The sequence below is a fragment of the Actinomyces israelii genome (assembly GCF_030253495.1).
Taxonomy (GTDB): domain Bacteria; phylum Actinomycetota; class Actinomycetes; order Actinomycetales; family Actinomycetaceae; genus Actinomyces; species Actinomyces israelii.
The window spans coordinates 731,168-757,670 of the sequence record NZ_CP124548.1; the positions used below are offsets into that span (position 1 = coordinate 731,168).

At 71.8% G+C, this 26,503-nt stretch carries 23 protein-coding genes; 17 read left to right on the forward strand and 6 right to left on the reverse strand.

All coding sequences use genetic code 11. The annotated features are described in order from the left end of the window. Positions 1-39: 39 nt before the first annotated feature. Positions 40-1,005: an ABC transporter ATP-binding protein gene (locus AIF0345_RS02865; RefSeq protein WP_285297086.1), complete on the reverse strand. Its 966-nt coding sequence runs from the start codon at positions 1,003-1,005 to the stop codon at positions 40-42. Positions 1,006-1,572: 567 nt separating this feature from the next. Here AIF0345_RS02865 and AIF0345_RS02870 point away from each other — a divergent pair. Continuing rightward, the gene (locus AIF0345_RS02870; protein WP_285297087.1) at positions 1,573-2,568 is read left to right on the forward strand and encodes a Bax inhibitor-1/YccA family protein; all 996 of its coding nucleotides are present in this window, start codon (positions 1,573-1,575) and stop codon (positions 2,566-2,568) included. Here AIF0345_RS02870 and AIF0345_RS16620 read toward each other — a convergent pair. Beyond that, positions 2,507-3,232: an ABC transporter ATP-binding protein gene (locus AIF0345_RS16620; protein WP_353962059.1), complete on the reverse strand. Its 726-nt coding sequence runs from the start codon at positions 3,230-3,232 to the stop codon at positions 2,507-2,509. The two genes, AIF0345_RS02870 and AIF0345_RS16620, sit on opposite strands and share 62 nt — an antisense overlap. Here AIF0345_RS16620 and AIF0345_RS02875 point away from each other — a divergent pair. Next, positions 3,216-3,623, forward strand: a complete 408-nt coding sequence (locus AIF0345_RS02875; protein ID WP_043563833.1) for an FKBP-type peptidyl-prolyl cis-trans isomerase — start codon at positions 3,216-3,218, stop codon at positions 3,621-3,623. The two genes, AIF0345_RS16620 and AIF0345_RS02875, sit on opposite strands and share 17 nt — an antisense overlap. A 205-nt stretch (positions 3,624-3,828) precedes the next feature. On the opposite strand, the gene AIF0345_RS02880 is transcribed toward AIF0345_RS02875, so the two are convergent. Further along, positions 3,829-4,884 carry an LPXTG cell wall anchor domain-containing protein gene (locus AIF0345_RS02880; protein WP_285297088.1) on the reverse strand — a complete coding sequence of 352 codons (1,056 nt, stop codon included), beginning with the start codon at positions 4,882-4,884 and terminating at the stop codon, positions 3,829-3,831. 83 nt (positions 4,885-4,967) lie between these two features. On the opposite strand from AIF0345_RS02880, the gene AIF0345_RS02885 reads away from it, so the two are divergent. The 15 genes from AIF0345_RS02885 to AIF0345_RS02960 all read left to right on the forward strand — a co-directional run bounded on the left by AIF0345_RS02885 (position 4,968) and on the right by AIF0345_RS02960 (position 23,831). After that, positions 4,968-5,207 (forward strand): hypothetical protein, encoded by a 240-nt coding sequence (locus AIF0345_RS02885; protein ID WP_268918225.1) that lies wholly within the window; start codon positions 4,968-4,970, stop codon positions 5,205-5,207. Between the two features lie 506 nt (positions 5,208-5,713). Next, positions 5,714-7,600, forward strand: coding sequence for a dihydroxy-acid dehydratase (ilvD, locus tag AIF0345_RS02895; protein ID WP_285297090.1), 1,887 nt, complete (start codon positions 5,714-5,716; stop codon positions 7,598-7,600). A 187-nt stretch (positions 7,601-7,787) separates the two neighbouring features. Next, positions 7,788-8,852: a LacI family DNA-binding transcriptional regulator gene (locus AIF0345_RS02900; RefSeq protein ID WP_169740362.1), complete on the forward strand. Its 1,065-nt coding sequence runs from the start codon at positions 7,788-7,790 to the stop codon at positions 8,850-8,852. Then, positions 8,849-9,601 (forward strand): 3-oxoacyl-ACP reductase FabG, encoded by a 753-nt coding sequence (gene fabG / locus AIF0345_RS02905; protein ID WP_285297091.1) that lies wholly within the window; start codon positions 8,849-8,851, stop codon positions 9,599-9,601. Before AIF0345_RS02900 ends, fabG begins: the two co-directional genes overlap by 4 nt. After that, on the forward strand, positions 9,598-11,058 hold the full coding sequence (locus AIF0345_RS02910; protein ID WP_285297092.1) for a CoA-transferase: 1,461 nt from the start codon (positions 9,598-9,600) through the stop codon (positions 11,056-11,058). The genes fabG and AIF0345_RS02910 overlap by 4 nt, the downstream gene beginning before the upstream one ends. Before the next feature lie 80 nt (positions 11,059-11,138). After that, a complete protein-coding gene (locus AIF0345_RS02915) occupies positions 11,139-12,323 on the forward strand; it encodes a thiolase family protein (protein ID WP_285297093.1) in 1,185 nt (394 codons plus the stop codon). Positions 12,324-12,439: 116 nt separating this feature from the next. Beyond that, positions 12,440-13,330 carry an SMP-30/gluconolactonase/LRE family protein gene (locus tag AIF0345_RS02920; RefSeq protein ID WP_285297094.1) on the forward strand — a complete coding sequence of 297 codons (891 nt, stop codon included), beginning with the start codon at positions 12,440-12,442 and terminating at the stop codon, positions 13,328-13,330. Between the two features lie 5 nt (positions 13,331-13,335). Then, positions 13,336-14,670 carry an MFS transporter gene (locus AIF0345_RS02925; RefSeq protein ID WP_285297095.1) on the forward strand — a complete coding sequence of 445 codons (1,335 nt, stop codon included), beginning with the start codon at positions 13,336-13,338 and terminating at the stop codon, positions 14,668-14,670. A gap of 236 nt (positions 14,671-14,906) precedes the next feature. Further along, the gene (locus AIF0345_RS02930) at positions 14,907-16,148 is read left to right on the forward strand and encodes an MFS transporter (protein ID WP_285297097.1); all 1,242 of its coding nucleotides are present in this window, start codon (positions 14,907-14,909) and stop codon (positions 16,146-16,148) included. Positions 16,149-16,234: 86 nt separating this feature from the next. Then, positions 16,235-16,675: a glycerate kinase gene (locus AIF0345_RS02935; protein WP_285297098.1), complete on the forward strand. Its 441-nt coding sequence runs from the start codon at positions 16,235-16,237 to the stop codon at positions 16,673-16,675. Between the two features lie 3 nt (positions 16,676-16,678). Further along, complete coding sequence (locus tag AIF0345_RS02940; protein ID WP_285297099.1) at positions 16,679-18,268, forward strand: class I adenylate-forming enzyme family protein; 1,590 nt, start codon at positions 16,679-16,681, stop codon at positions 18,266-18,268. Positions 18,269-18,399: 131 nt separating this feature from the next. Further along, positions 18,400-19,305 (forward strand): ATP-binding cassette domain-containing protein, encoded by a 906-nt coding sequence (locus tag AIF0345_RS02945; protein ID WP_285297100.1) that lies wholly within the window; start codon positions 18,400-18,402, stop codon positions 19,303-19,305. Then, positions 19,302-20,327 (forward strand): ATP-binding cassette domain-containing protein, encoded by a 1,026-nt coding sequence (locus tag AIF0345_RS02950; protein WP_285297101.1) that lies wholly within the window; start codon positions 19,302-19,304, stop codon positions 20,325-20,327. The genes AIF0345_RS02945 and AIF0345_RS02950 overlap by 4 nt, the downstream gene beginning before the upstream one ends. A 62-nt stretch (positions 20,328-20,389) precedes the next feature. After that, on the forward strand, positions 20,390-22,000 hold the full coding sequence (locus tag AIF0345_RS02955) for an ABC transporter substrate-binding protein (RefSeq protein ID WP_285297102.1): 1,611 nt from the start codon (positions 20,390-20,392) through the stop codon (positions 21,998-22,000). A 4-nt stretch (positions 22,001-22,004) separates the two neighbouring features. Then, positions 22,005-23,831: an ABC transporter permease subunit gene (locus AIF0345_RS02960; RefSeq protein ID WP_285297103.1), complete on the forward strand. Its 1,827-nt coding sequence runs from the start codon at positions 22,005-22,007 to the stop codon at positions 23,829-23,831. Between the two features lie 137 nt (positions 23,832-23,968). On the opposite strand, the gene AIF0345_RS02965 is transcribed toward AIF0345_RS02960, so the two are convergent. Genes AIF0345_RS02965 through AIF0345_RS02975 form a run of 3 tightly spaced genes read right to left on the reverse strand, consistent with a single transcriptional unit; the run spans position 23,969 to position 26,250 of the window. Further along, a complete protein-coding gene (locus AIF0345_RS02965) occupies positions 23,969-24,508 on the reverse strand; it encodes a hypothetical protein (RefSeq protein WP_285297104.1) in 540 nt (179 codons plus the stop codon). Beyond that, positions 24,505-25,902: a hypothetical protein gene (locus AIF0345_RS02970; protein ID WP_285297105.1), complete on the reverse strand. Its 1,398-nt coding sequence runs from the start codon at positions 25,900-25,902 to the stop codon at positions 24,505-24,507. Before AIF0345_RS02970 ends, AIF0345_RS02965 begins: the two co-directional genes overlap by 4 nt. A 3-nt stretch (positions 25,903-25,905) precedes the next feature. Then, positions 25,906-26,250: a hypothetical protein gene (locus tag AIF0345_RS02975; protein ID WP_285297106.1), complete on the reverse strand. Its 345-nt coding sequence runs from the start codon at positions 26,248-26,250 to the stop codon at positions 25,906-25,908. Positions 26,251-26,503: the final 253 nt, after the last annotated feature.

Sequence of the window (26,503 nt, forward strand, 5' to 3'; positions counted from 1 at the left end):
GGGTGTCGTCAGGGGGGGCGGCGAGTGGGCGGGGCGGCGTCAGGCCACCTTGAGGCGGGTGCCCCGCCCGGCGGAGCCGCTCCGGGAGCCGGTCCGATCGGAGGCGTCGGTGCGGTACTCCACGGAGTCGCTGGTCAGCGCGAGGTAGGCGTCCTCCAGGGAGGCGTGGATGGTGGTGAGCTCGTGCAGGACGATCCCGGCGGAGGCGGCGGCCTCGCCGATGGTGGCGGCATTGGCGTTGGTGGTCTCCAGAACGCTGGGGGAGACGGCCGTGGCGGACAGGCCCTGGCGGGCCAGCAGCTCGGCGAGCCGGGCGGCCTGGGGCGAGGCCACGCGAACCCTGTCGGTGGTGGCCGAGGCGATGACCTGGTCCACGGGCCCGGAGGTCAGGATGCGGCCCTGGCCGATGACGATGAGGTGATCGGCGGTCTGGGCCATCTCGCTCATCAGGTGGGAGGAGATGAAGACGGTGCGGCCCTCGGCGGCCAGGTGGCGGCAGGTCTCGCGGACCCACTTCACACCCTCGGGGTCCAGGCCGTTGACGGGTTCGTCGAAGATGAGGACTCCGGGGTCGCCCAGGAGGGCGGCAGCCATGCCCAGGCGCTGGCCCATGCCGAGGCTGAAGCCCTTGACGCGCTTCTTGGCCACGTTCGTCAGACCGGTGAGCTCCAGGACCTCGTCCACGCGCGTGGTCGAGATGCCGTTGGAGGCGGCCAGCTGGCGCAGGTGGGCGCGGGCCGACCGCGACCCGTGCAGCCCCTTGGCGTCCAGCAGGGCGCCGACCTCGCACAGGGGGGCGGACAGCTCCCGGTAGGGGCGGCCATTGACCGTCACCGATCCCGTCGTCGGCCTGTCCAGCCCCATGATCATCCGCATGGTGGTGGACTTACCCGCGCCGTTGGGGCCCAGGAAGCCGGTGACTGTGCCGGGCTCGACGGTGAACGAGACATGATCCACGGCGGTCTTGGCGCCGTACTGCTTGGTCAGGTTGACGGCCTCAATCATGGGGAATCACTCTTCTGTAGGGGCTGAGTCTGTCGGTGAGGGGCGGCGCCCCCGCAGTGACTTCAGGCTAGGAGCCGCACGGATCCAGCCCATCGGCCCGGGTGACGAACCTTTCTCGGCGGCGGGCTCCTTCTGGAGGATGAGAGGCCTCGGCCCGGGCGGTGAGCCGGAGGGCGTGAGCCGGGGCCCGCCCGCGTCCCGGTGGGGCCTTGAGCCCTGCCGGGCGGCCGCCCACCGCCTCACGGTCACGCCGATCCGCATCCGAGCCTCAGGAGCGCGCAGGACAGGCGCTTCCCCGTCGACGGGCGGCCCAGGTCCCGCCCCGGATGGCCCGGTATGTCCAGGTCTGGCGCAGACGCTGCGACCGGGCACTGGGGCGCCGCGCCGAACCGTTGTTGATGACCGGGGCACGGCCCGCCTGAGCCGCCCTGCACCGTCTCGGAGCCGATCATCTAGGCAACAGAGGGAATCTTGGGCAGGATGGGGGTGTTACACATGCCGTACCAGTGTCGGAAGGCGCCGGTGCGCACCGGCATCCACCTTCGTCCCCTCCGAGAGGACATCACGTTGAGCAATCCATTCTTCTCCCGCAGCGCGGCCTTCAACGGCGGCGCCGCCGTCGCCGCGCCGTCAAGGCCGGTGACGCCCAACGGCTACCCGACGATGCCCGGGTACCAGCCGGGGCAGTCCAGCCAGTACGGCCAGGCGGGTTACGGTGTCGGCTACAGCCGGCCCGCCCAGGCCGGCTACGGCCAGCAGGGCTACGGATACGGCCAGCCGGCTCAGGCCGGGTACGGCCAGGTCTCCCCCGAGCAGCTCGCCGGCCTGGAGAGCCAGTACGGCGCGCCGAGCGCCACCAACGTCGACCGCGGCCGCATGACCTACGACGACGTCGTCGTGCGCACCGCCGGCATGTTCGCCATCATCCTCGGCGTCGGCGCCGTCTCCTGGATGCTCGCCACCAACCCGGCCACGGCGGGCCTCGGCTCCCTCGCCATGATCGTCGGCTGCATCGGCGCCCTCGTCCTCGGGCTCGTCAACTCCTTCAAGAAGGAGCCCAGCCCCGTCCTCATCATGCTCTACGCCGCTTTCGAGGGCGCCATGCTCGGGGCGATCTCCGGCATCATGGAGTACGTCGTTCCCGGCATTGTGATCCAGGCGGTGCTTGCGACCGGTGCGACCTTCGCCGTCATGCTGTGCGCCTACAAGTTCGCCGGCTTCCGCGTCTCGGGCAGAGTGGCGCGCATCGTCCTGATCGCCATGGGCGGCTACCTGCTGTTCAGCGTCGTCAACTTCGCCCTCATGGTCACCGGTGTCATCGACCAGCCGTGGGGCCTGCGCAGCGTGGAGGTCTTCGGGATCCCGCTGGGCCTGATCGTCGGCCTGGTGGCCGTCGTCCTGGCCGCCGTCAGCCTCGCCATGGACTTCGAGGCCATCCAGCGTGGTGTCGAGCAGGGCCTGCCGACCAGGTACGCCTGGGCGGGCGCCTTCGGGCTCGTGGTCACCCTCGTATGGCTCTACCTGGAGTTCCTCCGCATCCTCGCCATCCTGTACGACAACTGAGCCGGGCCGCACCGGCGGCCGCCTTCAGGGGCCGCCGGTCGACTGCCGTGCGGGGCCGGGACGGATCCTCGCGATCTGTCCCGGCCCCGCGCCGCCCGCGGATGAGGGCCCGGAGGAAGTCGGCCTCGGTGCGGGTGTCGAGGCCGGCCGTGGGCTCGTCGAGCACGAGCACGGCGGGGTCGCGCAGCAGGCCCCGGGCCAGGCCCAGGTGCTCCCCTCCCGACCATGCGGCTCCGCGCTCGGCCAGCACCGTGTCCAGGCCCTCGGGCAGCGAGCGCACGTGCTCGGCCAGGCGGGCCGCCTCCAGGGCGGCCCGCGCCTGCGCGTCCGAGGCGCCGGGCGACAGCAGGTTGTCGCGCACGGAGGCCCTGAAGACGTGAGTGTGCTGCCTCACCAGGATCAGGCGCTCGCGGGTGCGCTCGGGGGGGGGGCGTCGGCCGTGTCGGCGCCGTCGACGACGATCCGTGAGGAGGCGGTCGAGGCGGTCTAGGCCTGCGGGCGCGCCGGATCCCCGTGGGAGGGCGGGCGCGGATCCTGGCGGAGCGGTGAGCGTGCGGACGTCCGCCTGCGAGGCGGGCGCCGCAGTTCGCGCTGGGCCGAGGGGCGGCGGCAGGGAGAGCCGGGCGGCCTCCCGTAGGCTCCGCAGCATGATCAACACCAACATGCCCTCCGTCCAGGGCGCCAAGGGAACCAAGCCCGTCCTCACCTTCCCCGGGCCCGACGCCCCCGAGGGGCTCCAGGTCCAGGTCCTCGACGCCGGTGACGGCCGGGTCGTTGAGGCCGGCGACAACATTGTCGCCCACTACCTGGGCCAGACCTGGAATGGGGACGTCTTCGACAGCTCCTACGACCGCGGCCGGCCGCTGGACTTCCAGGTCGGCGTCGGCATGGTCATCCGCGGCTGGGACGACGGCCTCATCGGCCAGCGCGTCGGCTCGCGCCTCCTGCTGTCTATCCCCGCCGAGCTCGGCTACGGGGACCGCGGCGTCCCGCAGGCCGGAATCAAGGGCGGGGCGACCCTCGTCTTCGTCACGGAGATCCTCGGCGTCATGTGACGCCGGAGGGCCCTGAGGAACCGGGCGGGCCGCAGGCTACGGCCGGGATCCGGATGATCCTGCATATGAGGAGCGGGCCCTCGCCGCGTCCCCGAACGGGAGATCACGGTGAGGGCCCGCCCGCATCGGCAGGGTTGGGCCAGGGTTGGGCTCGGTGGGGCCGCCGGGCCCATGGAACGGGGCGGGGCGCCCCGCGGTCAGGGGCTCAGGCGCGGCGGCGCGAGCGCTTGAGCACCAGGGCACCCGCCGTCATGAGCAGCAGCGCCGCGCCCAGCGCGCCGGCGGCCTCGGCCCCGGTCTTGGGCAGCCTGCCCGGGCCCTGCGCCCCGGGGGCCGTCGTCCGGCCGGGATCCGGGACGGCGGGATCCTGGGAGGCGTCGGTCGGCGCGGCGGACGCGCTGGGGGAGCCGCTCGGCTCGGACGTCGCCGTGGCGGTGGGCCTGGGCTCCGGCTCGGGAGCGGCCGCCCTGGTGGTGATGCGGAAGGAGGGCGCCTCCACCTCCGCGCCGTCCACGGTGACCTTCGGGGCGTGGGTGGCCTCGGCGCCGTTGGCATCGGGCGCCCGGCGGGTGACGGGGGCGGTGGCCTTCCACGCCCCGTCCTCCATCGCCCCGGTCACGGTCTTGCCGTCGACGGTGACGACGGGCGGGGTGCTGGGTGCCTGGGCGGCCGGCGGGCTCGGCGGCGTCTGGGAGTCGAGTGTCCAGGCGGCCAGGTACTCCCCGCCGAAGTCTCCGCGGCGGTAGGCCTTGAGCAGCGCGCCGCCGTCGGGAACCGTGCAGGTCACAGTCGTCTGCTCCCCCGGGTTCAGGTTCTGCTCCTCGGGGGTGCACGTCCCGTCGGGCAGGTCCGCCCCCGCGGCGTCGGTAATGTGGAAGCGCATGTCCGCGGGGTTGGCGAACAGGCCCTCATTGTTCTTCACGAGCATCGAGACCGTGCGCGGTGCGCTCGGGTCGGCCTGCCAGGGGATCTCGACCCCGTAGCTCCTGGTGACCTCGCTGCTCGGCTCGACGTCCAGGGCGTCGGCGGGGGAGTCCAGTATGCCGATCTTCGGGGTGCCCCAGACCGTGGAGGGGGCGGGCTGGGCGTCGGTGTAGGAGGCCGTGAGGGTGCCGGGGCGACCCGGGCCGCCGCACATGAAGCCGTCGCCCGCGCACTGCAGGATCGGCTGGTCGGCGGCGGCGGTGGGGGCCAGGACCACGCTGCCCGCCGCAATGGCAGCAGCGGCCGCGGTCGCTGTGAGTGAACGACGAAGGCTCATATAAGTCTCGTTTCAGAATGTGGGAACGGAACGGGATAAGGGAAGGGTAACCAAGAATTGGGGCTGTGAGGAACCCCGGCCGAATGACTCACGTCACTGAGCTGTCGGAGCGGCGTCCCGCCGGGCAGCGGGCGCCGCGCCCCAGAGCGGGCTCGCACCGGCCGGGGCCCGCACCAGGGCGCCCCGGGAGGGCCGGAGCCCGGGCCGCCCCGTCCAGGCGGGCGCAGACCGCCGGAGCGCCCGAGTCCGGCGGCCAGGGCCGGCAGCAGGTCCTCGCGGCCCGTGCGCGCCACGAGCTGGGCGCCGATTGGCGGCCCGTCTGACGTGAAGCCGGCGTGGACGGAGATCGTCGGGTGCCCGAAGACATTGACGATCGCCGTGTTGGACACGATCGGCGTCGAGGCGGGCGTGGCCGCCGCCCGGCCCTTGTCTCTCAGGTCGTGGGCGCCGCCGGGGGCGCCGCAGGCGGAGGCGGGGATGCGCAGGGACCCGCCGCTGTCGGCCCCCATGGCGACGGGCACCATGCCCGTGGCCACCGCGACGGCGGAGCCGCCCGGGGAGCGGAGGCGTCCCAGGGGTTGAGGCACGCGCCGTGCAGGGCGGACTCGGCGGCGGGGAACTGGCCGAGCTCGGGCATGTTCGTGCGCCCCGCGACGACGGCCCCGGCGGCGCGCAGCCGCCGGGAGTCCAGGCCTGTTGCGAAAGGCGCGGGAGCGGGGCGGGCTCCGCCGTCGGCCGGGCGGTTCCAGTGACCGGTCCGGCCCAATGAGGTGACGCCGTGACCGCTAATGTGGCCACGCCGAACCACTCGTCCCAAGGAGACGCTCTCATGCCCCGCTACCGCAGCGCTACCTCCACTTCCGGCCGCAACATGGCCGGTGCCCGCGCCCTGTGGCGCGCCACGGGCGTCAAGGACTCCGATTTCGGCAAGCCGATCATTGCGATTGCCAACTCCTTCACCCAGTTCGTGCCCGGGCACGTGGGCCTGCGCGACGTCGGCCGCCTGGTCGCCGCGCAGATCGAGGACGCCGGGGGCATCGCCAAGGAGTTCAACACCATTGCCGTGGACGACGGCATCGCCATGGGCCACGACGGCATGCTCTACTCCCTGCCGTCGCGCGACCTCATCGCGGACTCCGTGGAGTACATGGTCGGCGCCCACTGCGCCGACGCCCTGGTGTGCATCTCCAACTGCGACAAGATCACCCCCGGCATGCTCATGGCCTCCCTGCGCCTGAACATCCCCACCATCTTCGTCTCCGGCGGACCCATGGAGTCGGGCAAGATGGTCGCCGCCGACGGCGCGACCCGCAAGCTCGACCTCATCGACGCCATGATGGACGCCGCCGATCCCACTGTGGCCGACGAGACCATCAGCGCCATCGAGCGCCTGGCCTGCCCGACCTGCGGCTCCTGCTCGGGCATGTTCACCGCGAACTCCATGAACTGCCTGACCGAGGCGCTCGGGCTGGCCCTGCCCATGAACGGCACCCTGCTGGCCACCCACGCCGACCGCGGCGAGCTGTTCAAGGAGGCGGGCCGCCAGATCGTGGAGATCACCCGGGCCTACTACGAGGACGACGACGCCTCCGTCCTGCCGCGCTCCATCGCCACCAAGGCCGCCTTCGAGAACGCCATGAGCCTGGACATCGCCATGGGCGGGTCCACCAACACCGTCCTCCACCTGCTGGCCGCCGCCCAGGAGGGCGGGGTCGACTTCCGCATGGCGGACATCGACCGGCTCTCCCGCCGGGTCCCGCACCTGTGCAGGGTCGCGCCCTCGACCGCCGTCTACCACGTCGAGGACGTCCACCGCGCCGGCGGGATCATGGGGATCCTCGGCGAGCTCGACCGCGGCGGCCTGCTGGACACGACGGCGTCGACGGTGCTGCGCGGCACCCTGGCCGACTCCCTGGCCGCCTACGACATCGCCCGACCCGGCGCCGACTCCGTCCCCGGGTCGGGGGTCCGCGAGGCGATCCGCACCCGCTACCTCGCCGCCCCCGCGGGCGTGCGCACCACCACCATGTTCGGCCAGGCCTCGCGCTGGGAGTCCCCGGACACCGACCGCGCCTCGGGCTGCATCCGCGACGTCGCCCACGCTTACTCCGCCGACGGAGGCCTGGCGGTCCTGTTCGGCAACATCGCGGAGAAGGGCTGCATCGTCAAGACCGCGGGCGTGGACGCCTCGATCCTCACCTTCGCCGGCCCCGCCGTCGTCTTCGAGTCCCAGGACACGGCGGTGGAGGGGATCCTCGGGGGGAGGGTCAGGGCCGGCGACGTCGTCGTCATCAACCACGAGGGCCCGCGCGGCGGCCCGGGCATGCAGGAGATGCTGTACCCGACCACCTACATCAAGTCCATGCACCTGGGCAGGCAGTGCGCGCTGCTGACCGACGGCCGCTTCTCCGGCGGCACCTCGGGGCTGTCCATCGGGCACGCCTCCCCCGAGGCGGCCGCGGGCGGGCTCATCGGCCTGGTGCGCGACGGCGACCGCATCGAGATCGACATCCCCGCCCGCCGCATCGAGCTCATGGTCGACGACGGCGAGATCGCCCGCCGTCGCGCCGCCGAGGAGGCCCGGGGCGGCGAGGCCTGGTCGCCGCACGCGCCGCGCCCCCGCAGGGTCAGTGCCGCGCTGCGCGCCTACGCCATGCTCGCCACGAGCGCCGACGTCGGCGCGGTGCGCGACCTGTCCAAGCTGCCGAGGTACTGAGACGGCACCGGCCAGGCGCGGAGCCCCGCTCGGCGGCGGCGCCGATGAGGTCCTCCGGCTCGTCCCGCGCCCGGCCGCGCGCGGAGCCCCGGCTGAGTGGGAGATGCATGTTCACTTAACGTTGCTTAACACGCAACCGGCATTCTAACTTGGCGCCACGGCCAATCCTTACAAGGACGTGAGAACCGTGGCTACCGTTTCCCCGGGCAGCGTGCCCGTACCCACTCGTTCCCGCACGTGTACGGCTGCTGATATTGCGCGCAGCCTCGGGGTGTCCCGCGCAGCGGTCTCCTATGCCCTCAACGGCCGCCCGGGAATATCCGACACGCTGCGTCACCGGATTCTTGAGGAGGCCGCCAAGAACGGGGTTGAGGCCAAGCCGGCCGCGGCGGGGCTCTCGGACGTCATGCTGGGCCTCATTCTCGCCGACGTGGGAAACCCGTTCTACTCCGAGCTCGCCGTCTCGTCCTCCGACGCCGCCCGCGCCCGTGGCTGCGAGATCATTATGTACCACACGGCGGACGAGCCGGAGGCCTTCATCTCCTCGGTGAAGATGATGCTGAGCCACGGAGTGGCCGGAATCATGACGACAGTCGTCAGTGCCGATGGGATGGAGGCCTCCCGGATCCTGCGCTCCTCCGGAGTTCCGTGCGTGCAGGTCTCCCGCCGCGTCAAAGGATTTCCGGGCGCGTTCGTCGGAATGAACGACTACCTCGCCGGGCGCGAGATCGTTCAGCATCTGTTGAGGCACGGCTACCGCAGCATCGGTATCGCCTGCGGACCGGCATCGTCGTCGTCCTCGGCGATGCGTGAGCGGGGAATGCGCGAGGCCCTCAAGGCGGCCGGCATTCGTTCCCGCGCCGACTGGATGGTCAACACCCGGCTGAGCATCGACGGCGGAGAGATGCTGGCGCGCCACCTCCTGTCGCTGACCGAGCTGCCGCGGGCGGTGGCCTGCGGGACCGACGCGATCGCCATGGGGCTCATGGACGGGCTCATGCGCGAGGGCCTGCGAGTGCCCGACGACGTCGCGGTGACGGGCTACGACGGCCTGCTCATCAGCCGCTCCGAGCTCGTGGGACTGACGTCCATTATCCAGCCCCGGGGCCGCATGGCCGCCCTCGCCGTCGACCTTCTCCTGTCGAGCGAGCCGATTACGCAGGTGTCGCTCACCTGCTCCCACCGACTGTCCATCGGGCACACCTGCGGGTGCCTGCCCGCCGCCAACCACGGGAAAGAGAGCACGTCATGACCGCCGAAGCCCTTAGCCCACGCCCCTTCGACGGCAGGGTCGCCGTCGTCACCGGTGCCGCGCGCGGCATCGGCCGGGGGATCGCCGAGACCCTCGCGGCTCGAGGCGCGCGGGTCGCCGTCGTCGACCTCGATCGGGAGGCGGTGGAGCCGGCCGCCGAGCAGATCGGCGGCGGCTCCATGGGCTTCGCGATCGACGTCTCCGACCCCGGTGCCGTGCGTGCGCTCGTCGCCGACCTGGTGGAGCGGGCCGGGCAGATCCACGTCCTGGTCAACAACGCCGGCATCAACCGCGACGCGATGCTGCACAAGATGACCGACGAGCAGTGGCACCGGGTCCTCGATGTGGACCTCTCCGGGGTCTTCTACACCTGCCGCGAGATAGGCGCCCATATGCGGGGCAACCGGTACGGCCGCATCGTCAATATCGCCTCGGCGTCGTGGATGGGCAATGTCGGGCAGACCAACTACGCGGCCGCCAAAGGCGGCGTGGTCTCGCTGACCCGCTCCATCGCCAAGGAGCTCGCCTTCAAGGACGTGACGGCCAACGCCGTCTGCCCCGGATTCATCGACACGGAGATGACCCGCGCAATGCCTCGGGACGCTCACGACGGCATGCTCGCCCGCATCCCGCTGCGGCGGATCGGAAGGCCCGAGGACGTCGCCCGCGCCGTGGCGTTCCTGGCCTCGGACGACGCCGCCTACATTACCGGCGAGGTCGTGAACGTGGGCGGGGGATTCCGGCTGTGAGCCCGCGGATCGTCACGGCCGACGAGGTCGCCCCGCTCATCGCCGACGGCGCGACGGTCGCCTCCGACGGATTCACCATGATGTCGGTGGCCGACGAGATCTACCTCGCCGTCGAGCAGTCCTTCCTGTCCACCGGTCACCCGCGCGGCCTCACCTGGGTGCACGCGGCCGGCCAGTCGAACCGGGTCGACGGGCTCGCCCGGCTCGCGCACGCCGGCCTCCTCAAACGCGTCGTCGGACCGCACTGGGGCCTGAACCCGCCGATGGCGGAGCTGCTGGGCGGCGACGAGGTGGAGTGCGTCTGCCTGCCGCAGGGCCAGATCTCCACCCTGTACCGCACCATTGCCGCCGGGCGTCCGGGACAGCTGTCAACAGTCGGCCTGGGCACCTTCGTGGACCCGCGCCTGGACGGAGGCCGCCTCAACGAGAGGACGCGGCGCCGTGTCGCCGCCACCGAGTACGTCGACGTCGTCGAGCTCGACGGCGAGGAGTACCTGCGGTACAAGCCCTTCCCCATTGACGTCGCCATTGTCCGCGGCACCCGGATGGATGCCGGCGGCAACATGAGCCAGGACGACGACCCCACGATCCTCGACTCCCTGGCGATCGCCCAGGCCGTCCACAACAACGGCGGCGTCGTCATCGCCCAGGTCAAGGAGATCGTGCGGCCCGGTGGAATCCCGGCCCGGCTCGTCAACGTTCCCGGCGTCCTGGTGGACGTCGCCATGGTCTGCTCGGACACGAGCCGCTTCCACCGCCAGTCCCACTCCTTCCCCCAGGTCGATATGTCGCTGATCACGGGGCACGCGACAGCGGAGGAGATCGCGGCGGCCCTGGACAAGGGGGACCTGAGCGAGCAGCGGGCCTCGATCGGCGCCCGCGGCGTCGGCCTGGTCGAGGCCGGCGACGTGGTCAGCCTCGGGACGGGCATCCCCGGGGACACCGTGGGTGTCGCCCTGGCCCGCTCCGGGCTCATCGCGGACGTGCACCTGACCATCGAGTCGGGCACCTACGGAGGGGTCCCGCTCGGCGGCGTCGACTTCGGGTGCGCCTACCACCCCGACGCCCTCATCCCGCACCCGTGCCAGTTCGACTTCTACAACGGCGGGGGCTGCGACATCACCTTCATGGGGGTCGGGCAGGTGGACCGGCGGGGCAATGTCAATGTCTCCGCCCTCGGCGGCAGGGCGATCGGCTGCGGCGGGTTCATGGACATTGTCGACGGGGCCAAGAAGGTCTGCTTCCTCATGTCCGTCGCCTCCAGGCACCCCAAGTGGGTGGAGCAGGTCGACCAGCTCACCTTCTCGGGCGCCGCTGCGCTCCACAGGGAGCAGAAGGTCTACCTGTGCACGGAGTACTACACGCTGGAGCTCGCCGCGGACGGCTGGGCCGTCACGGACGCGGACGAGGGCGCCGAGGCCCGCAGCGCGCTGGCCGCAGCGGGCCTCCCCGGCTGAGACCCGGCCCGGCCTCTACGAATCGGCCTCCAGGAACCTCCAGGAACCTCCAGGAAAAGGAACCTCGCAGGAGAGGACTTATGGACAACAGCAACAAGATCGTCTTCGTCTCCGGGGCGCGCACGCCGGTCGGCCGCTTCGGCGGCAGCCTGGCGGGCACCGAGAACCATGTCATGGGCGCCCACGCGCTCAGGGCCGCCCTGGAGCGCGGCGGCGTGCCCGCCGGCGCCGTGGACGAGGTCGTCATCGGCTGCGTCGGCCAGGTAGGCGGCGACGCCTTCCTCGCGCGCCGCATTGCGCTCGCGGCAGGCGCGCGGCCGGAGTCGACCGCCGTCACAGTCAACCGGCTGTGCGGATCGGGCGTGGAGGCCATCCGCTCGGCGTCTCTTGAACTGCGCACCGGCGGCTCCCGGATCGTCGTCGCCGGCGGCTCGGAGAACATGTCGCGCCAGCCCTTCATGGACTTCGACGCGCGCAACGGCCGGCGACTCGGCCACCACCGGCTCGTGGACGGGACCCTCTCGCTCGTGACCGATCCCTTCGGCGACTACCCGATGGGTGCGACGGCGGAGAACGTCGCCCGCCGCTTCGGCGTGTCCCGACGCGACCAGGACGAGTTCGCGGCGCGCTCGCAGAGCCGGGCGGCCGCCGCCCGGGAGGGCGGGCACCTCGATGCGGAGATCGAGCCGATCACGGTACTCGAGCGAAGGAAGGAGCGGGTCTTCGACAGGGACGAGCACCCGCGCCCTGAGACCACCGTCGAGTCCCTGAGTGGGCTGCGTCCCGCCTTCGCCGCGGACGGAACGGTGACGGCGGGCAATTCCTCGGGCATCAACGACGCCGCGGCCGCCCTGGTCATGACCACGGAGGCGACCGCGAAGGAGATGGGCCTGCCTGTCATGGGCGAGCTGGTCGCCTGCGCCAAGGCGGGGCTGGAGCCCGAGATCATGGGCTACGCGCCGACGCTCGCCGTGGAGCGGGTCATGGAGCGCACGGGCATGTCGGTGACGGACATGGGGTGGATCGAGCTCAACGAGGCCTTCGCCGCTCAGGCCGTCGCCGTCATGCGGGCGCTGAGGCTCGACCCGGAGGTCACCAACCCGCTCGGCGGCGCCATTGCTCTCGGCCACCCGGTGGGCGCCACCGGCGCCATTCTCACCATCCGCACGCTCGTCCAGCTCAAGCGGGTCGGCCGGGAGCTCGGACTGGTCACCATGTGCATCGGCGGCGGCCAGGGCGTCGCCGTCGTCGTCCGTGCGAGGTGACGTCGCAGCCGCGAACCGGAAAGAGGCTCTGCAGGGACTGCAAGCACTTTCCCCATTGGCGTGACGACAACGAGTCGCTCAAGGTGGAGCGACTCGCCAAGTGAAAGGTATAAAGTATGAGGATATCAACGGTGATCGACCTCAAACCAAAGCTTGGGGAGGGGCCGATCTGGGACGTGCGGACCGGGCGTCTGTGGTGGATCGACTCCCAGGACGGTCGAGTCTTCAGCAATGACGCCGACGGCGGCGGGCTCAGGGTGTGGGACGTGCGGGAGAAGATCGGCTCCATGGCCCTGACCGAGGACGACGACGAGATCATTGTCGCGCTCCAGAGCGGTCTCTACTCCTACAACCTCGTCTCGGACGCACGCGAGCTCATTGCTGCGCCCGAGCCGGGACTGCCGAGTAACAGGCTCAATGACGGCAAGGTCGATGCGGTCGGGCGGTTCGTCTTCGGCTCGATGGACACAATGGAGGAGAAGGCCGGCGGGCGCCTCTACTCCCTGAGCGTGGACAGGGAGCTGACGGTGCTCGACGAGGGGATCATCTGCTCCAACGGACCCTGCTGGAGCCCTGATGGCGGCACCTTCTACTTCGCGGACACGTGGACCGGTGATATCTGGGCCTACGACTACGACCTCGCCACCGGGGAGGTCTCCAACCGGCGGGTCTTCGTCACGGTGGACACCTCCGACGGCGGCGCCCGCGACGGCATGACGGTGGACGCCGAGGGGTTCGTCTGGCAGGCGCACGTGTACGGGGGCAAGGTCAACCGCTACGACCCCGACGGCACGCTCGAGCGCCAGATCGAGATGCCCGTCCGCAAGGTCACGTGCCCGGTCTTCGGAGGGGACGACCTGGATCGGCTCTACGTGACGACCATGGCGCGGCCCCCGCTTCCGCGCTTCCCCGAGGACGGGGCGCGCAGAGGGGCGCTGCTCGTCATTGACGGCCTCGGCGTCCGCGGCTACGAGACGCCCCGCTTCGGCGCGGCTGCCCAGGGGTGAGCGTCGTGGCGCATGACACGCTCGCGAAGGGGGAGGCGCCGCTCCGCCTCGTCCCCGCCGGCTCCTGGGTCGCGCTCGGCGTCACCTGGTTCATCTGGGTCATCAACGCCTTCGACCTCGAGGTCATCCTCCGCCTGGGCCCATCGATCACCACCCACTTCCGGCTGAGTGCCGAGAGGTGGGGGGCCATCACCTCACTGGTCATGCTCGCACTCGCGGTCATGCCGATCGCCGGATCCAGGATGAGCGACAGGCACGGCGTGGGGTGGAGGCGCGCGTTCTTCCAGGTCCCTCTCGTTATCGCCTACAATCTCCTCTCCGCGCTGACCGGCATCAAGGCGATCGCCCACAGCTTCGTGGTGTTCGTGGTTCTGCGCGTCGGCGTCAACCTGGGCGCCGGGTGGGGCGAGCCCATCGGGATCTCCAATACCGCCGAGTGGTGGCCCAAGGAGCGCCGGGGCTTCGCACTCGGGGTCCACCACACCGGCTACCCGGTGGGGGCGCTGTTCTCCGGCATTGTCGTCTCGGCGATGCTCAGGATGCTCGGCGACGAGAACTGGATGTACGTTTTCTTCGTCGGACTCATCGCCTCGATCCCGATCATGCTCTTCTGGTGGAGGTACTCCACCGAGGCCCGCCTCGACGAGACCTGTGCGAAGATCGCCGACCGCGGTATGACGGTGCCGCTGTCGAAGACCGAGGCGCAGGAGCACAGGGAGGCCAAGGGCGCCGTCCGCCTCTGCCTGCGCAACAGGGTCGTCATGCTGACCTCGGGAACAACCCTGCTCACGCAGATCGTCTACATGGGCATCAGCTACGTGCTGCCCCTGTACCTGGCGAACATCGTCGGCCTGGACTACGCGGCCGCTGCCGCCTACTCCATCGTCTTCACCCTCACGGGCGTCCTCGGGCAGATCTTCTGGCCGACCGTCTCGGACTACCTCGGCCGTCGCACGACGATCGTCCTCTGCGGGGCCTGGATGGCCGTGGGCGTCGGCGCCTTCTACTTCGCCACAGCCATGCCGATGTATATCGGCCTCCAGCTCTTCTTCGGTCTGGTGGCCAATGCGGTATGGCCGATCTACTACGCCTCGGCCACCGACCACGCGCCGAAGGGGGCGCACGGCACGGCCAACGGATTCATCACCACCGCCATGTTCATCGGCGGGGGCATCGCTCCCGTCCTTATGGGACGGCTCATCGGCCTCGGCGGCGGCTGGGAGGCTGTTACCGGATACCGGCTCACATTCGTCGTGATGGCGGTCTGCGCCGCTCTCGGCGTGGTCTTCCAGCTCTTCGTCCCCAAGCGGGCGGCCGGCACGACCGAGCACGACGCCTGATCGGCTGCCCGCGTGCGGGAGGCTCCGCCACCCGCGTCAGAACCCGCTGCCAGCCAAGACACGGCTCCGGCGGGGAGAACGCGTCACCATCTCCCCGCCGGGCCCGACGCCGGCACCATCGACTGAAAGGAACACCCATGGCAACGACGCCGCCCCAGGATAACATCGGCTTGCGGTTGAGCGCGCAGGAGGACGCATGCTTGGCCCGTGCGACGCGAACCAATTTCGGGCGCCTGATGCCGCTTCTTGTGGCCGCCTACATCATTGCGTTCATCGATCGGACGAATATCGGCATGGCGAAGGAGTCGCTCGAGACCTCCATTGGGCTGAGCGCCGCCGCGTACGGACTCGGAGCCGGGCTCTTCTTCGTCTGCTACGCGGTCCTCGAGATCCCCTCGAACCTCATTATGCACAAGGTGGGGGCGAGATTCTGGATCGCTCGGATCATGCTGACGTGGGGACTCATCTCCATGGCCATGGCATTTGTGTGGAACGAGGGCTCCTTCTACGTCCTGCGTGTTCTCCTCGGTGCGGCCGAGGCCGGTCTCTACCCGGGAATCATCCTGTACCTCTCGTACTGGTTCACGCAGAAGGACCGGGCGAAGGCGACCGGTCTCTTCCTGCTGGGCGTGTCCTTGGCGAACGTGATCGGCGCCCCTCTGGCGGGCGCGCTTCTGCGGCTTCACGGCCTGCTCGGGATTGAGGGGTGGCAGTGGATGTTCCTCATCGAGGGCGTCCCCGCCGTCGTCCTGTGCTGGCTCGTCTGGTACACGCTGCCGAACCATCCGCGGGACGCGAAATGGCTGTCGCCCGAGGACAAGAACCTGCTTCAGCGCGTCATCGACGCGGAGGACCAGGGGAGGGCGTCGGAGCATCACGACCTGCGCGCCCTGCTCCCCGTCCTGCGCGACCCGCAGATCTGGCTCGTCGTCGCGATCTACTTCACCCACCAGATCGCCGTCTACTCGCTCTCGTACTTCCTACCCACAATGATCAAGTTCTACGACGCCTCGATGAGCACGATGGCCGTCGGCCTCATCACGGCGCTGCCATGGCTTGCGGCGGCAGTCGGCTCCACGGCGCTTCCGCGGTACGCGACGTCGATAGGCCGTGCTCGCACCTTCGTCTCCGGCGGGCTCGTCTGCGTTGCCGGCGGACTGCTCATCGCCCGGGTCTCGTCAAACCTGTGGACGGCCGTGTGCGGGTTCGCCATCGGAGCCCTCATGCTTTTCGTCATCCAGTCGGTCCTGTTCACCTTTCCGGCGAACCGCCTGTCCGGTGCCTCGGCAGCATCGGGTATCGCGTTTGTCAACATGTGCGGTCTGGTGGGCGGATTCCTCGGGCCGACTATATGCGGTCGGCTCGAGACCTCGACCGGCGACAAGCTCGCCGGTCTGTGGATGATGATCGGCCTGACAGTCATCGGCGCCCTGCTCGCTCGAGGCCTTGAGTACCGCAAGCCGGATTCCGGTGCCTGACGTCCTGGATATCGGAATGTGTGGTGGCGGCACCGCGGGACAGCCGCCGGCGCCGCCACCAGTACCGAGGAGAAACGATGCGGATTGTGATCGCACCAGATTCCTTCAAGGGATCTCTTGACGCCGCCGGCGCGGCGGATGCCGTGAAGGCGGGCGTGCATGACGTGAGGCCGGACATCGAGTGCTGTCTCGCTCCGGTGTCCGACGGCGGGGAGGGCATGCTTCAGGATCTCGGAGCCCGCCTGGCCGACGAGAACGACGACGAGCTTGTCGGCAACCCGGCGGGGATCGGCTCGATCTCGCACCTCGAGCTGACTGATATGAGCGCATGGTCCGGCATTGAGCCGCTGATCGCCTCCGACGTCGACAATCCCCTGTGCGGACCCGAAGGGGCGTCCAGGGACGAGGCGCGGCGCGACGCGGCCCGGAGTGCGCGGGCGGCGTCGGCCTCGTGGATCCGCCGTCATCCGGGGGCGCGCCGGTCGGGGACCGCCAACAATGCGCCGGCTGCGCGCGAGGAGGTATAGGCGGTGCTGCGAGGCGAGGACTACTGGCCCAGGTCCGTGACGGAGGACCTCGAGCCGGTCGAGGTCGACGGACGTCGCCGGCTCGGTTATCGCGGGGCGCCGGTGAGTCTCTACGACGCAGTCCGGAAAGCGGCGGAACGCCATCGCGACGACATCGCCGTCGTCGATGAGACCGGGGAGAGCCTCACGTACGCAGCGCTCATGGAGCGCGTGACCGCCGCTGCGGCCGCACTGGCGCGCCACGGGATCGGACGCGGGCGCCGCCTGGGCTGCCTCATGGACAACTCCGCGGACTTCATTGTCGTGTTCCTGGCGGCCGGCGCCTGCGGGGCGGTCTTCTGCCCTTTGCCGGGCAAGCTCCGGCGCCAGGAGGTGGTGCCGCTGGCGGTCCGGGCCCGCCTCGATCTCCTGGTCTGCGAAACCGGCAAGGCCGAAGATCTCCGGGCCGCTCTGGGCGGCGTGAAGGTCGTGACGCCCGACGTCCTGCTTGAGCAGGGCGACGAGGACGGCGAGGTCCGCGCCGGCGTTCCGGGGGATCCGGAGAGCACCGCCATCCTCATGTTCACCTCGGGCACAACCGCTCGGGCCAAGGCGGTGCTGCTGTCCAACCGGGCGGTGGTGCACGCGGTGACCTCCTATGAGCGCCTCCTTAACGTCACCGATCGCGATCGCTCGATCATCGCCGTGCCGATGTATCACATCACGGGGCTGGTGGCGATTATCGGACTGATGCTCTCCGTCGGCGGCCGTCTCTACATCCACCGGCGCCTGCGCCCGGCCCCCTGCCTCGACACGCTCGCCGGGGAGCGGATCACCTTCATCCATGCGTCCCCGACCGTCTTCGCCATGCTGGCGGACAACCGGCGCCGTCAGCCCTCCCTGCCGTCGGTGCGGATGCTTGCGTGCGGGGCGGCCCACATGCCGGTCTCTCTCATCAGGGTCCTTCACGACTGGATGCCCGACATGGAGTTCCGCACCGTGTACGGCCTGACGGAGACGACGTCGCCGGGAACGGTCTTCCCCGACGACGCGGCCGTCTCGCCGAGGATCGGCTCCTCCGGCGTCCCCGTCCCGGGGCTGCGGGTCAAGATCGTCGATGAGGAGGGGCGCGAGGTCTCTCGGGGGAGGCGCGGTGAGATATGCCTGTCCGGTACGAACCTGCTCACGCGCTACGAGTCAGAGTCCCCCGAGACCGGCCTGAGCGGGGACGGCTGGCTGCGGACCGGTGACATCGGCTACGTCACTCCGGACGGCTATCTCTACGTGGTCGACCGGCTGAAGCACATGATCAATCGGGGCGGCGAGAAGGTCTGGTGCACTGACGTCGAGGAGACCATTCGGTCTGTCGAAGGGGTTCGCGACTGCTGCGTGGTCGGCGTCCGGGACGCGGTGTATGGGGAGGCGCCCGCCGCCCTGGTCGTCCGCCGGCCCGGGGCGTCGCTGACCTCCTCCGCCCTCAGGGCATCGCTGCGCGAGATGCTTGCCGCATATGAGATGCCGACGCGCGTGCTGTTCGTCGATCGGCTTCCGCAGACCGCGGGCATGAAGATCGACAAGCGCAGGGCCCGGGCTCTGCTGAGCGCCATGATCTGAGGACGCGGTGATGCGAGCTCCGGGTGGTGCGGCCAGGCGCCTCGGCGGCAGCGCCCCGGGCTGCCAATAGTGATGTGAGCCGCTCGCGGCTGGTTTGAGAACGGGGCGGTTGGCCGCATAGGCTCATCTACATGAAAATCGTTCTCGCCAGTCTGGGTGTGGCCATCGGGGGCCGCACTCTCGTCGACGACGTCAGCCTCACCCTGGCCCGGGGCGCCCGGGCGGCGCTCGTCGGCGCCTCGGGCGCGGGCAAGTCGCTGACCTGCGCCGCCCTGGCCGGAACGCTCACCCCTGCCGCGACCCTCACTGGCAGCCTCACGGTCGAGGGCGCCGACGGCTCCGACGGTCCTGAGGGTCCCGGCAGGAACCTTCTGCGCATCCCGGCCGCTCTCCGCCCCCGCGCCGCCCGCGCGGCTCTCGTCCAGCAGGACCCCGCCACCGCCCTCCATCCGCTCATCCGTGTCGGCGAGCAGGTCGCCGCCGCGGCGCGCGCCGCCGGACGCAGCCGCCAGGACGCGCCGGCGCGCGCGCAGGCCCTACTGCGGCGCGTAGGCATCGACCCTGCTCTCGCCGAGCGGGTCCCCGGGCGCCTGTCCGGAGGGCAGCGCCAGCGCGTTGCGGTGGCCCTCGCCCTGGCCGCCGAACCGGTCCTGCTGCTGGCCGACGAGCCCACCACCGCCCTCGACGTCGTCGCCCGGGCCGAGCTCCTCGCCGTCCTCGACGACGTCACCGCCTCCGCCCCGGCTGCACCTGGCGCCGTGCCCGCCCCAGCCCTACTCCTGGTGACGCACGACCTCGCGGCCGCCTCCCTGTGCGACGAGATCGTCGTCCTCCACCAGGGGCGCGTCATTGAGCGCGGCCCGGCCCGCCGCGTCATCACCAGGCCCGAGCACCCCGTCACCCGCGCCATGTGCACCGCCGCCCGCGAGGAGACCCTGGCCGGCGCCCTGGCCGCCATCGAGGCCCGCGCCGACGTCACCGACTACCCTGTCGGCAGGATCGCCCGCCCCATCGCCCCGGCGGAGGCCCGCGCGTGACCGCACCCTGCCTCCGGGTCGCCGGGCTGCGGCGCACCTACCCCGACGACGCGGGCCGGCGCCACACCGTCCTGCACGACGTCGACCTGCGCCTGGAGCCCTCCGAGAGCGTCGCCCTCCTGGGCCGCTCCGGCTGCGGCAAGACCACCCTCCTCAAGGCGCTCCTCCTCCTCGACGCCCCCGGGCCCGCCGACGCCGGAACCATCCTGCTCGACGGCGGCCCCGTCATCACCGGCCGCCGACGCCCCGGCGCACGCGCGCTGCGCCCCTACCGCCGCGCCGTCCAGTACGTGCCCCAGGACCCGGCCGCCAGCCTCGACCCGCGCCACGACGTCGTCTCCCAGATCACCCGCGCCCTCCGCACCCTCCGGGCGCCGGGCGGCCCCGACGGGCACGAGGCCGTCGCCGAGTCGCTCCTGGAGGCCCTCGACCTGCCCCGCCAGAGCTGGCGCCGCCGCCCCCACGAGATCTCCGGCGGCCAGGCCCAGCGCCTCGCCCTGGCGCGCGCCCTCGCGCCGAGCCCCCGCTACCTCCTCCTGGACGAGCCGGTCTCCGGGCTCGACCCCGCCCTGCGCCACCAGGTCCTCGACCTGCTCGCCGGACTCGCCGACGACGACGGCTGGTGCGCGCCCGTCACCGCCCCGGCTGCACCCGGCGCCGTGCCCGCCCCGGCCGGGCCGCAAGCGGCCCGACCCGCTCGCCCTGGCGCCGTGCCCGCCCCGGCCGGGCCGCAAGCGGCCCGACCCGCTCGCCCTGGCGCCGTGCCCGCCCCGGCCGGGCCGCAAGCGGCCCGACCCGCTCGCCCTGGCGCCGTGCCCGCCCCGGCCGGGCCGCAAGCGGCCCGACCCGCCTTGCTGCTCGTGTCGCACGACCTGGCCGCCGTCGCCCGCGTGTGCACCCGCAGCATCGTCATGGACGCGGGCGTCCTGGTCGAGGACGTCCCCACCGCCCGGCTGCTCGACGCTCCCGAGCATCCCGCCGCCAGGGCCCTGCGCGACGCCGTCCCCTCCCTCCCCGACTGAACCCGAGCCGACGTTCACCACCTCCCGTGCCGCCCGGCACCCGACACAGAAGGACCCGATCCATGGCCATCTCGCTCCCGTCCCGCCAGCCTCTCCACGGCCCCGCGCTCTCCCGGCGCCGCGTCCTCGCCCTGCTGGGGGCAGGCGCGGCGGCCGGCGCCGTCGCCGCCTGCTCGGGAGGATCGGGCTCCAAGGACTCGACGGCCAACGGCCGTATCCGCCTGGCCATGCTCCAGCCGCCCCGCTCAGGCCTGAACCCCCTGTCCGACGACGCCTTCAAGCTCTCGCGCTGGTCCACCGCCGAGACCCTCATCTACCTTGACGCCGACGGCAACGCCCTCGAGGGCCTGGCCACCACCTGGAAGCGCGAGAACGACACCACCTGGCGCTTCACCATCCGCGACGGCGTCACCTTCCACGACGGCACGCCCCTGACCGCCGAGCGCGTCGCCGCCGCCCTGACCTTCGCCGCCGGGTACACGACCCCGCCGCGCATCCTCGACGGCGTCAAGCTCAAGGCCGCCGCCGAGGGCAGCGACGTCGTCGTCACCACGAGCGCCTCCGACCCCCTCGTCCCCCAGCGGCTGTCCAGCCCCCAGCTCGCCATCCTCTCCGAGGCCGCCTACCCCGCAGACGGATCGGCCGACGGCCCGGTCGACCCCGTCGGCCACGGCACCGGCCCCTTCACACTGACCGCCGTCGACGGCACCGCCACCGCCACCCTCGAGCGCTACGACGACTACTGGGGCGACAAGGCCGCCGCCGCGGGCATCGACGTCACCTTCGTGCCCGACGGCACCGCCCGCGGCGCCGCCCTGCGCACCGGCGAGGCCGAGCTCGTCGAGGCGGTCCCCGTCTCCCAGGTCGCCACCGTCGACGAGGAGCTCCTCCACGAGGTGCCCATGCCCCGCACCGCCACCCTCTACCTCAATACCCGCGACGGCGCCTTCAAGGACCCCGCCCTGCGTGCCGCAGCCCGCGACGCCATTGACGTCGCCGGCCTGGTCGAGACCATGTACGAGGGGCACGCCGACGCCGCCGCCGGCCTGCTCGGCCCGGCCCTGTCCTGGGCCGCCGAGAAGCGCCCCTGGGGCGGCTCCGCCTTCGCGGGCGCCGACGGCGTCGCAGCCACCGGCAGGACCAACGGGGCCAAGGCCACCTTCACCAAGGCCGGCGCCGTCCCCTCCGGCACCTCCATCACCCTGGGCACCTACACCGACCGGCCCGAGCTCGCCGAGATGGTCGTCCTCATCGCCCAGCAGCTCGAGGCCGTCGGCTTCACCGTCAAGCAGGACGTGCGCGAGTACGCCCAGATCGAGGCCGACGCCCTGGCCGGCGCCTTCGACTGCTTCCTGCTTTCTCGCGCCACCGTCCTGGACTCCGGCGACCCGGTCGCCTACATGGTCTCCGACTTCTCCTCCACCGGCTCCTTCGCACTGAGCTTCCTAGCCGACAGCGCCGTCGACGCCGCCCTGACCAAGGCCGCCGGCATTGAGCCCGGAGAGGCGCGGCAGGACGCCGTGATCGCCGCCGAGGAGCTCATCCTCGCCAGCGGCGCGGCCGTCCCGCTCCTCCACGAGCGCGTCCTCCAGGGCGAGGCCGCCGGGCTCACCGGCGCCGAGCGGGACCCGCGCGAGCGCGCGCTCATCACCTCCGCGACCGCCGTCGCCTGAGCGCATGTCCACTGCGAGCCCCGCAAGTCCTGCGGGCCCCGGCCGGGATGCCGCCCCGTGCCCGCTGCGCCGCCTGAGCCCGCTCCGCAGCGCGTGGCGCCAGTGGCTGCCCGCGCGCGGGGCCGGCATTGACGGCATCGTCGCCGTCTCCCGGATCCTGGCCGTCCTGGCCCTGGTGGCCCTGGTGGGGATGCTCCCGTGGCTGTCCAGCAACGACCCGGCGCTGACGATCCTGCGCGCCACCAGCGCCGAGCGCGAGGCCACCCCCGAGGTGCTCGACGCCATCCGCGAGCGGCTGGGCCTGAGCTCGGGCCCGCTCGGCAGCATCGGGCACTGGCTCGGCGGCCTGCTCCATGGCGACCCGGGGGTTTCCTGGATCTCGGGCGACTCCGTGGGCCCGGGGACGCTCGACGCCTTCGGCGTGTCCCTGATCCTCATGGGCGCCTCCCTGGCCGTCGCGCTCCTGACCGCCGTGCTCCTGACCCTGCCGGCTCTCATGGACGGCCTGGCCGGGCGGCGCCGCAGCCGCGGAGGCGCCCTCGCCGCCGCGCTGACCTCACTGCCCGAGTACCTGCTCGCGCCCCTCCTGCTGCTCATCTTGTCGGTCTACCTCGGCTGGCTGCCGCCATACGGGTGGGGCAGGCCCGAGCAGGTCGTCCTGCCGGCCCTCTCCCTCGGGCTGCCCGGGGGCGGTCTGCTCGGCGGGCTCCTGTCGGACGCGGTCGCCGCGGTCTTCGCCGAGCGGTGGGTCACCACCTGGACGACGGCGGGCATCGGCGGGAGCCGGCTCGCCCTGGCCGTCCTGCGCCGGGCCCTGACACCCCTGACCGGGCAGATCGCGCTGGTCGTCGTAGGCCTGACCGGGGGCGCGGTCGCCGTCGAGAAGGTCTTCGCGATCCCCGGCATCGGGCGGGCGCTGCTCGGCTCCGCCACCGCCCAGGACGTGCCGGCGCTCCAGGCCGGGGTGCTGCTCCTGCTTCTCCTGGCCCTGGGCGCCGGGGCGCTGGCCGTGCTCGCCTCGCGAGCCCTGGTCGGCCGGGCCGCAGGCGCGGGCGGGCTGGCCGGCGCCCCGCCGGTGGAGCGCACCGGTGCCGGGGCCCGCGTCGTCGCCGTCCTCGGGGCGGCCGGCCTGGTCGGGCTCGTCCTGGCCGGGATCGGGCGGGACCCCTACGCGGTGGTGGCCCGCCGCCTGCAGGCGCCGTCGTGGGCGCTGCCGCTGGGGGCCGACGCCCTGGGGCGCGACGTGCTCGCCCGGGTGGCGCACGGCGCGGTCTCCACGGCGGCCTCCGCGCTGGCCGTGACCGCCGTGTGCGCCGTCATCGGGCTGCTGCTCGGGCTGGCTCCGCGCGCCTCGGTGGGGCCGGTGGAGGTCGCCAACGCCGCTCCGCCGGTGCTCGCGGGCCTCATGGTCGCCGCCGTCACCGGGCCGAGCGCCTCGGGGGCGGCCCTGGCCGTGGCCTGCGTCGCCTGGGCCCCGCTCGCCGCGCACGCCGCCGCGCTCGTCCAGGAGGCGCGTGAGCGCCCCGACGTCGCCCTGGCGCCCGTGCTGGGGGAGGGGCGGGCGCGGATCATGCTCACCCGGGTGCTGCCGGGGGTTGTCCCCGTGCTCGTGCGGCACGCCGCCCTGCGCCTGCCGGGCGTGGCGCTGGCGCTGGCGGGGCTGGGCTTCCTCGGTCTGGGTGCCCAGGCGCCGACGCCGGAGTGGGGGCTCGTGCTGGCCGAGGCGCTGCCCTACATCGAGCGGGCGCCGTGGGCGGTGGCGACGCCGGCCGGGGCGCTCGTGCTCCTGTCGGTCACGGCGGTGGCAGCTTCGCGCTCGGGCCGCTCCTGAGGGGTGCTCAGGGGCGACTTGCGATACGACCCGCTTCTGGAGCCTTTGCGACCAAGGCGGGTGAGGGGCCGTGACTCGGGCCGGTCGTCGGCCGCAGGCGTTCCGGCCCGTTGTTTCCGGTGATTCGGCCTTCCGGTTTATCGGGAGGAGTCGCGGATGATGAGCCAGCCGCGTCCCAGGGGGCGCTCGAGGAGAAGTATGGCGTCCCCGAAGCCCCAATCCCAGGGGTTGGTAATGCCACTGAGGTCGACGTCCTCCAGATCCGTGTTCTCCGGCCGTGTCGTCGGGTAACGCTCAATGATTTCGCCGGGCATGCCAATGTATGTGGTGACGTAGGTGCGGATGCTGGTGTCGGTGGCGGTGAAGGCGATGATGTAGCCCCATCCGTTTGGGACTCGTGCGGCGAAGTTGGTGGCGGGGCTGACGGAGGTGACCTGGGCTCCTTGGGGCAGCTCGTGGCCGTCGCCGCTGGCGAGGATGTCGTCGAGGTGGTCCATGTCGGCCGGGTAGGGCGCGTCCGGCTGGACACTGGCGGTGCCCGTTGCCTGAGCGGCTGTTCGAGGCGTTCGAGCCGTTGACACGTCGTCCGGGTGGGAGAGACCGCACCCGGCCGCCAGCAGGCAGATCATGGCCGCACCGGTGGTCGCGCGTCGCAGGACTGCGCGTCTTGTTCTCATGGTGGGCCCTCTCCGTGCTGGGGTGAGGACTCGCCCACCAGGTCGTACTCCTGGGCGAGGCCGGCCTGGTGCAGCTCCTGGAGCTGCTTGTCCGTTATTGGCACGCCGACGATTTTTGTGGACTTGGTTCCGTCCCAGTTGTACCGGTCGGCGGTGTGGACGCGGTAGTCGTACTTGTACGTCCACTCGGGGTTCTCGTCCGACGGCGGGTAGACGGTGATGGTGCCGTCCGTAGCGGCTTTGTAGTTGCCCGTGGCGTAGAACCAGTTCGGCTGCGTGCTCTGGTTGGTGTACTCCTGGCTCCACTTGGTGGTGAAGGGGTAGGTCGTTGGTCCGGTCGCGCCTGTCTCCTGCGCGTCCCTCATCGCCTTCCCCGCCATGTCCTTGACGGCTGTCTCCGAGTTGTCGGACAGCTGGGGGAGGTCGGTGAGCATCTTGTCGACGTTCATGCTCTGGGGGTCGCCGGTGTTGCCGAGGTAGTGGTGCAGGTTCGCCGCGGCGTCCGGCCACCAGGGGGAGAATCCATCGGCGGCGAGGGTGGCGGCCTCGTGGTTGGCGTAGTCGCCTGGGGTCGGGCTCGGCTGCGCGTGCGGGCCTGATCCCTCGTTGTCGGAGTCGCCCTGGTAGTGCCAGGGCCTGACGCCGGGCATGTCCGCGTGCTCGCCGGGAACCCCGTCGCCGAGCCAGTCGCCCTGGTTGTCGGCGTCCCCGTCGTCGTGCTGTCCACCGTTGCGCAGGCGGCCACCGCGAGAGTTACGAACAGCAGTGTCTCGCCCCTGCTGAGAACGGGTTGGTGCAGGCTGGTTGGGGTCGGGTGGTGTCGGCGAGGGCCCGGGCTGCGGGTCTGGTACGGCCAGGGCGGTCAGGGCGCTTGCGTAGGCCTCGTCGACCTGGTCGGCCAGGGTGAGGGTGGCTGAGACCATCTGCTCGAGCTCGGCGGCCTGCTCGGCGGCCTGCCCGGCGAGCCCGGCAGCCGCTCCCATGCCGGCCCTGCTCGCGCCGGCCGCCCCGCCCGCGGCCGGGTCGGCGTCTGCGCTGGTGGCGGGGTGTGTGGAGACCGTGCCGTCGGGGTGGAGGGTGACCATGGGGTGGGCGTCGGCGTAGTCGAGGGCGGCCAGCACCTTCCTGCTCACCGCGGCCACGCCCTCGCCCGCCTCGGTGGTGGCCCGGGTCAGGGAGGTGACCTGGGCCAGGAGCTCTTCGTGGGACGCGCCGCAGCGGCTCAGGGCGGCGCGCGCGGCGTCCACGCTGGGGGCCTGGGAGGCGATCCGCGAGCCCGCCTGCTGCGCGTCCTGGGCCAGGTCGGCCACGGTGGTGCCCAGGGACCGCAGCGACTGGCCGGCCTCCGCCAGAGGCCCGTGGCGCCAGGCGCGCACGTCGGTCCAGGTGACCATGGCTCACTCCAGTCCTCTGGCGCGGGCCCATCGGGCGGCCGATCCCGCCCCGGCCCCGATAGTGGGCGTGGCTGCGGCCACGGCGCTGTCATTGCTGCGGTGGATGAGCGCCAGGTTCTGGGCCGCGCCGCTTATGGTCCTGTACCGGCCGCCCAGAGCGGCCCGCCTGCCGTCCAGGCCGGCGGCGGCCGCTGCCACCAGCCCCGAGCTCGCCGAGCCCGGCACCGCCGAGGCGGCGCCGCCCACCGCCCCGGCCACATCAAGACCCCACAGCCCGTCGCACACTCCGCCCACCGAGGCCGCCAGCGCCTCGAGGTCACCCCCGACAATATGAGTACCCGCCGTCATCGCAGGCCTCCAGCAAGCACACAGAAAAAGGGGCCAGGCCAGTCAACAGGACCCCGGGAACAGGCCGAACCATCGCACTCGTAATGACCCGAACCCTGGAAGTGAGACTACCGCCACAGCCCACACCCTGTCCAGACCCCCGACGCACGGACTCGGCACTGCTCCCCGGGCTTTTCCGGCCCTGTCGGCACTCGGCGGCCCATGGAGGCGCCCGCGTCCTGGATTATCGCCACGCCCACGGGCGCCCGAGGCG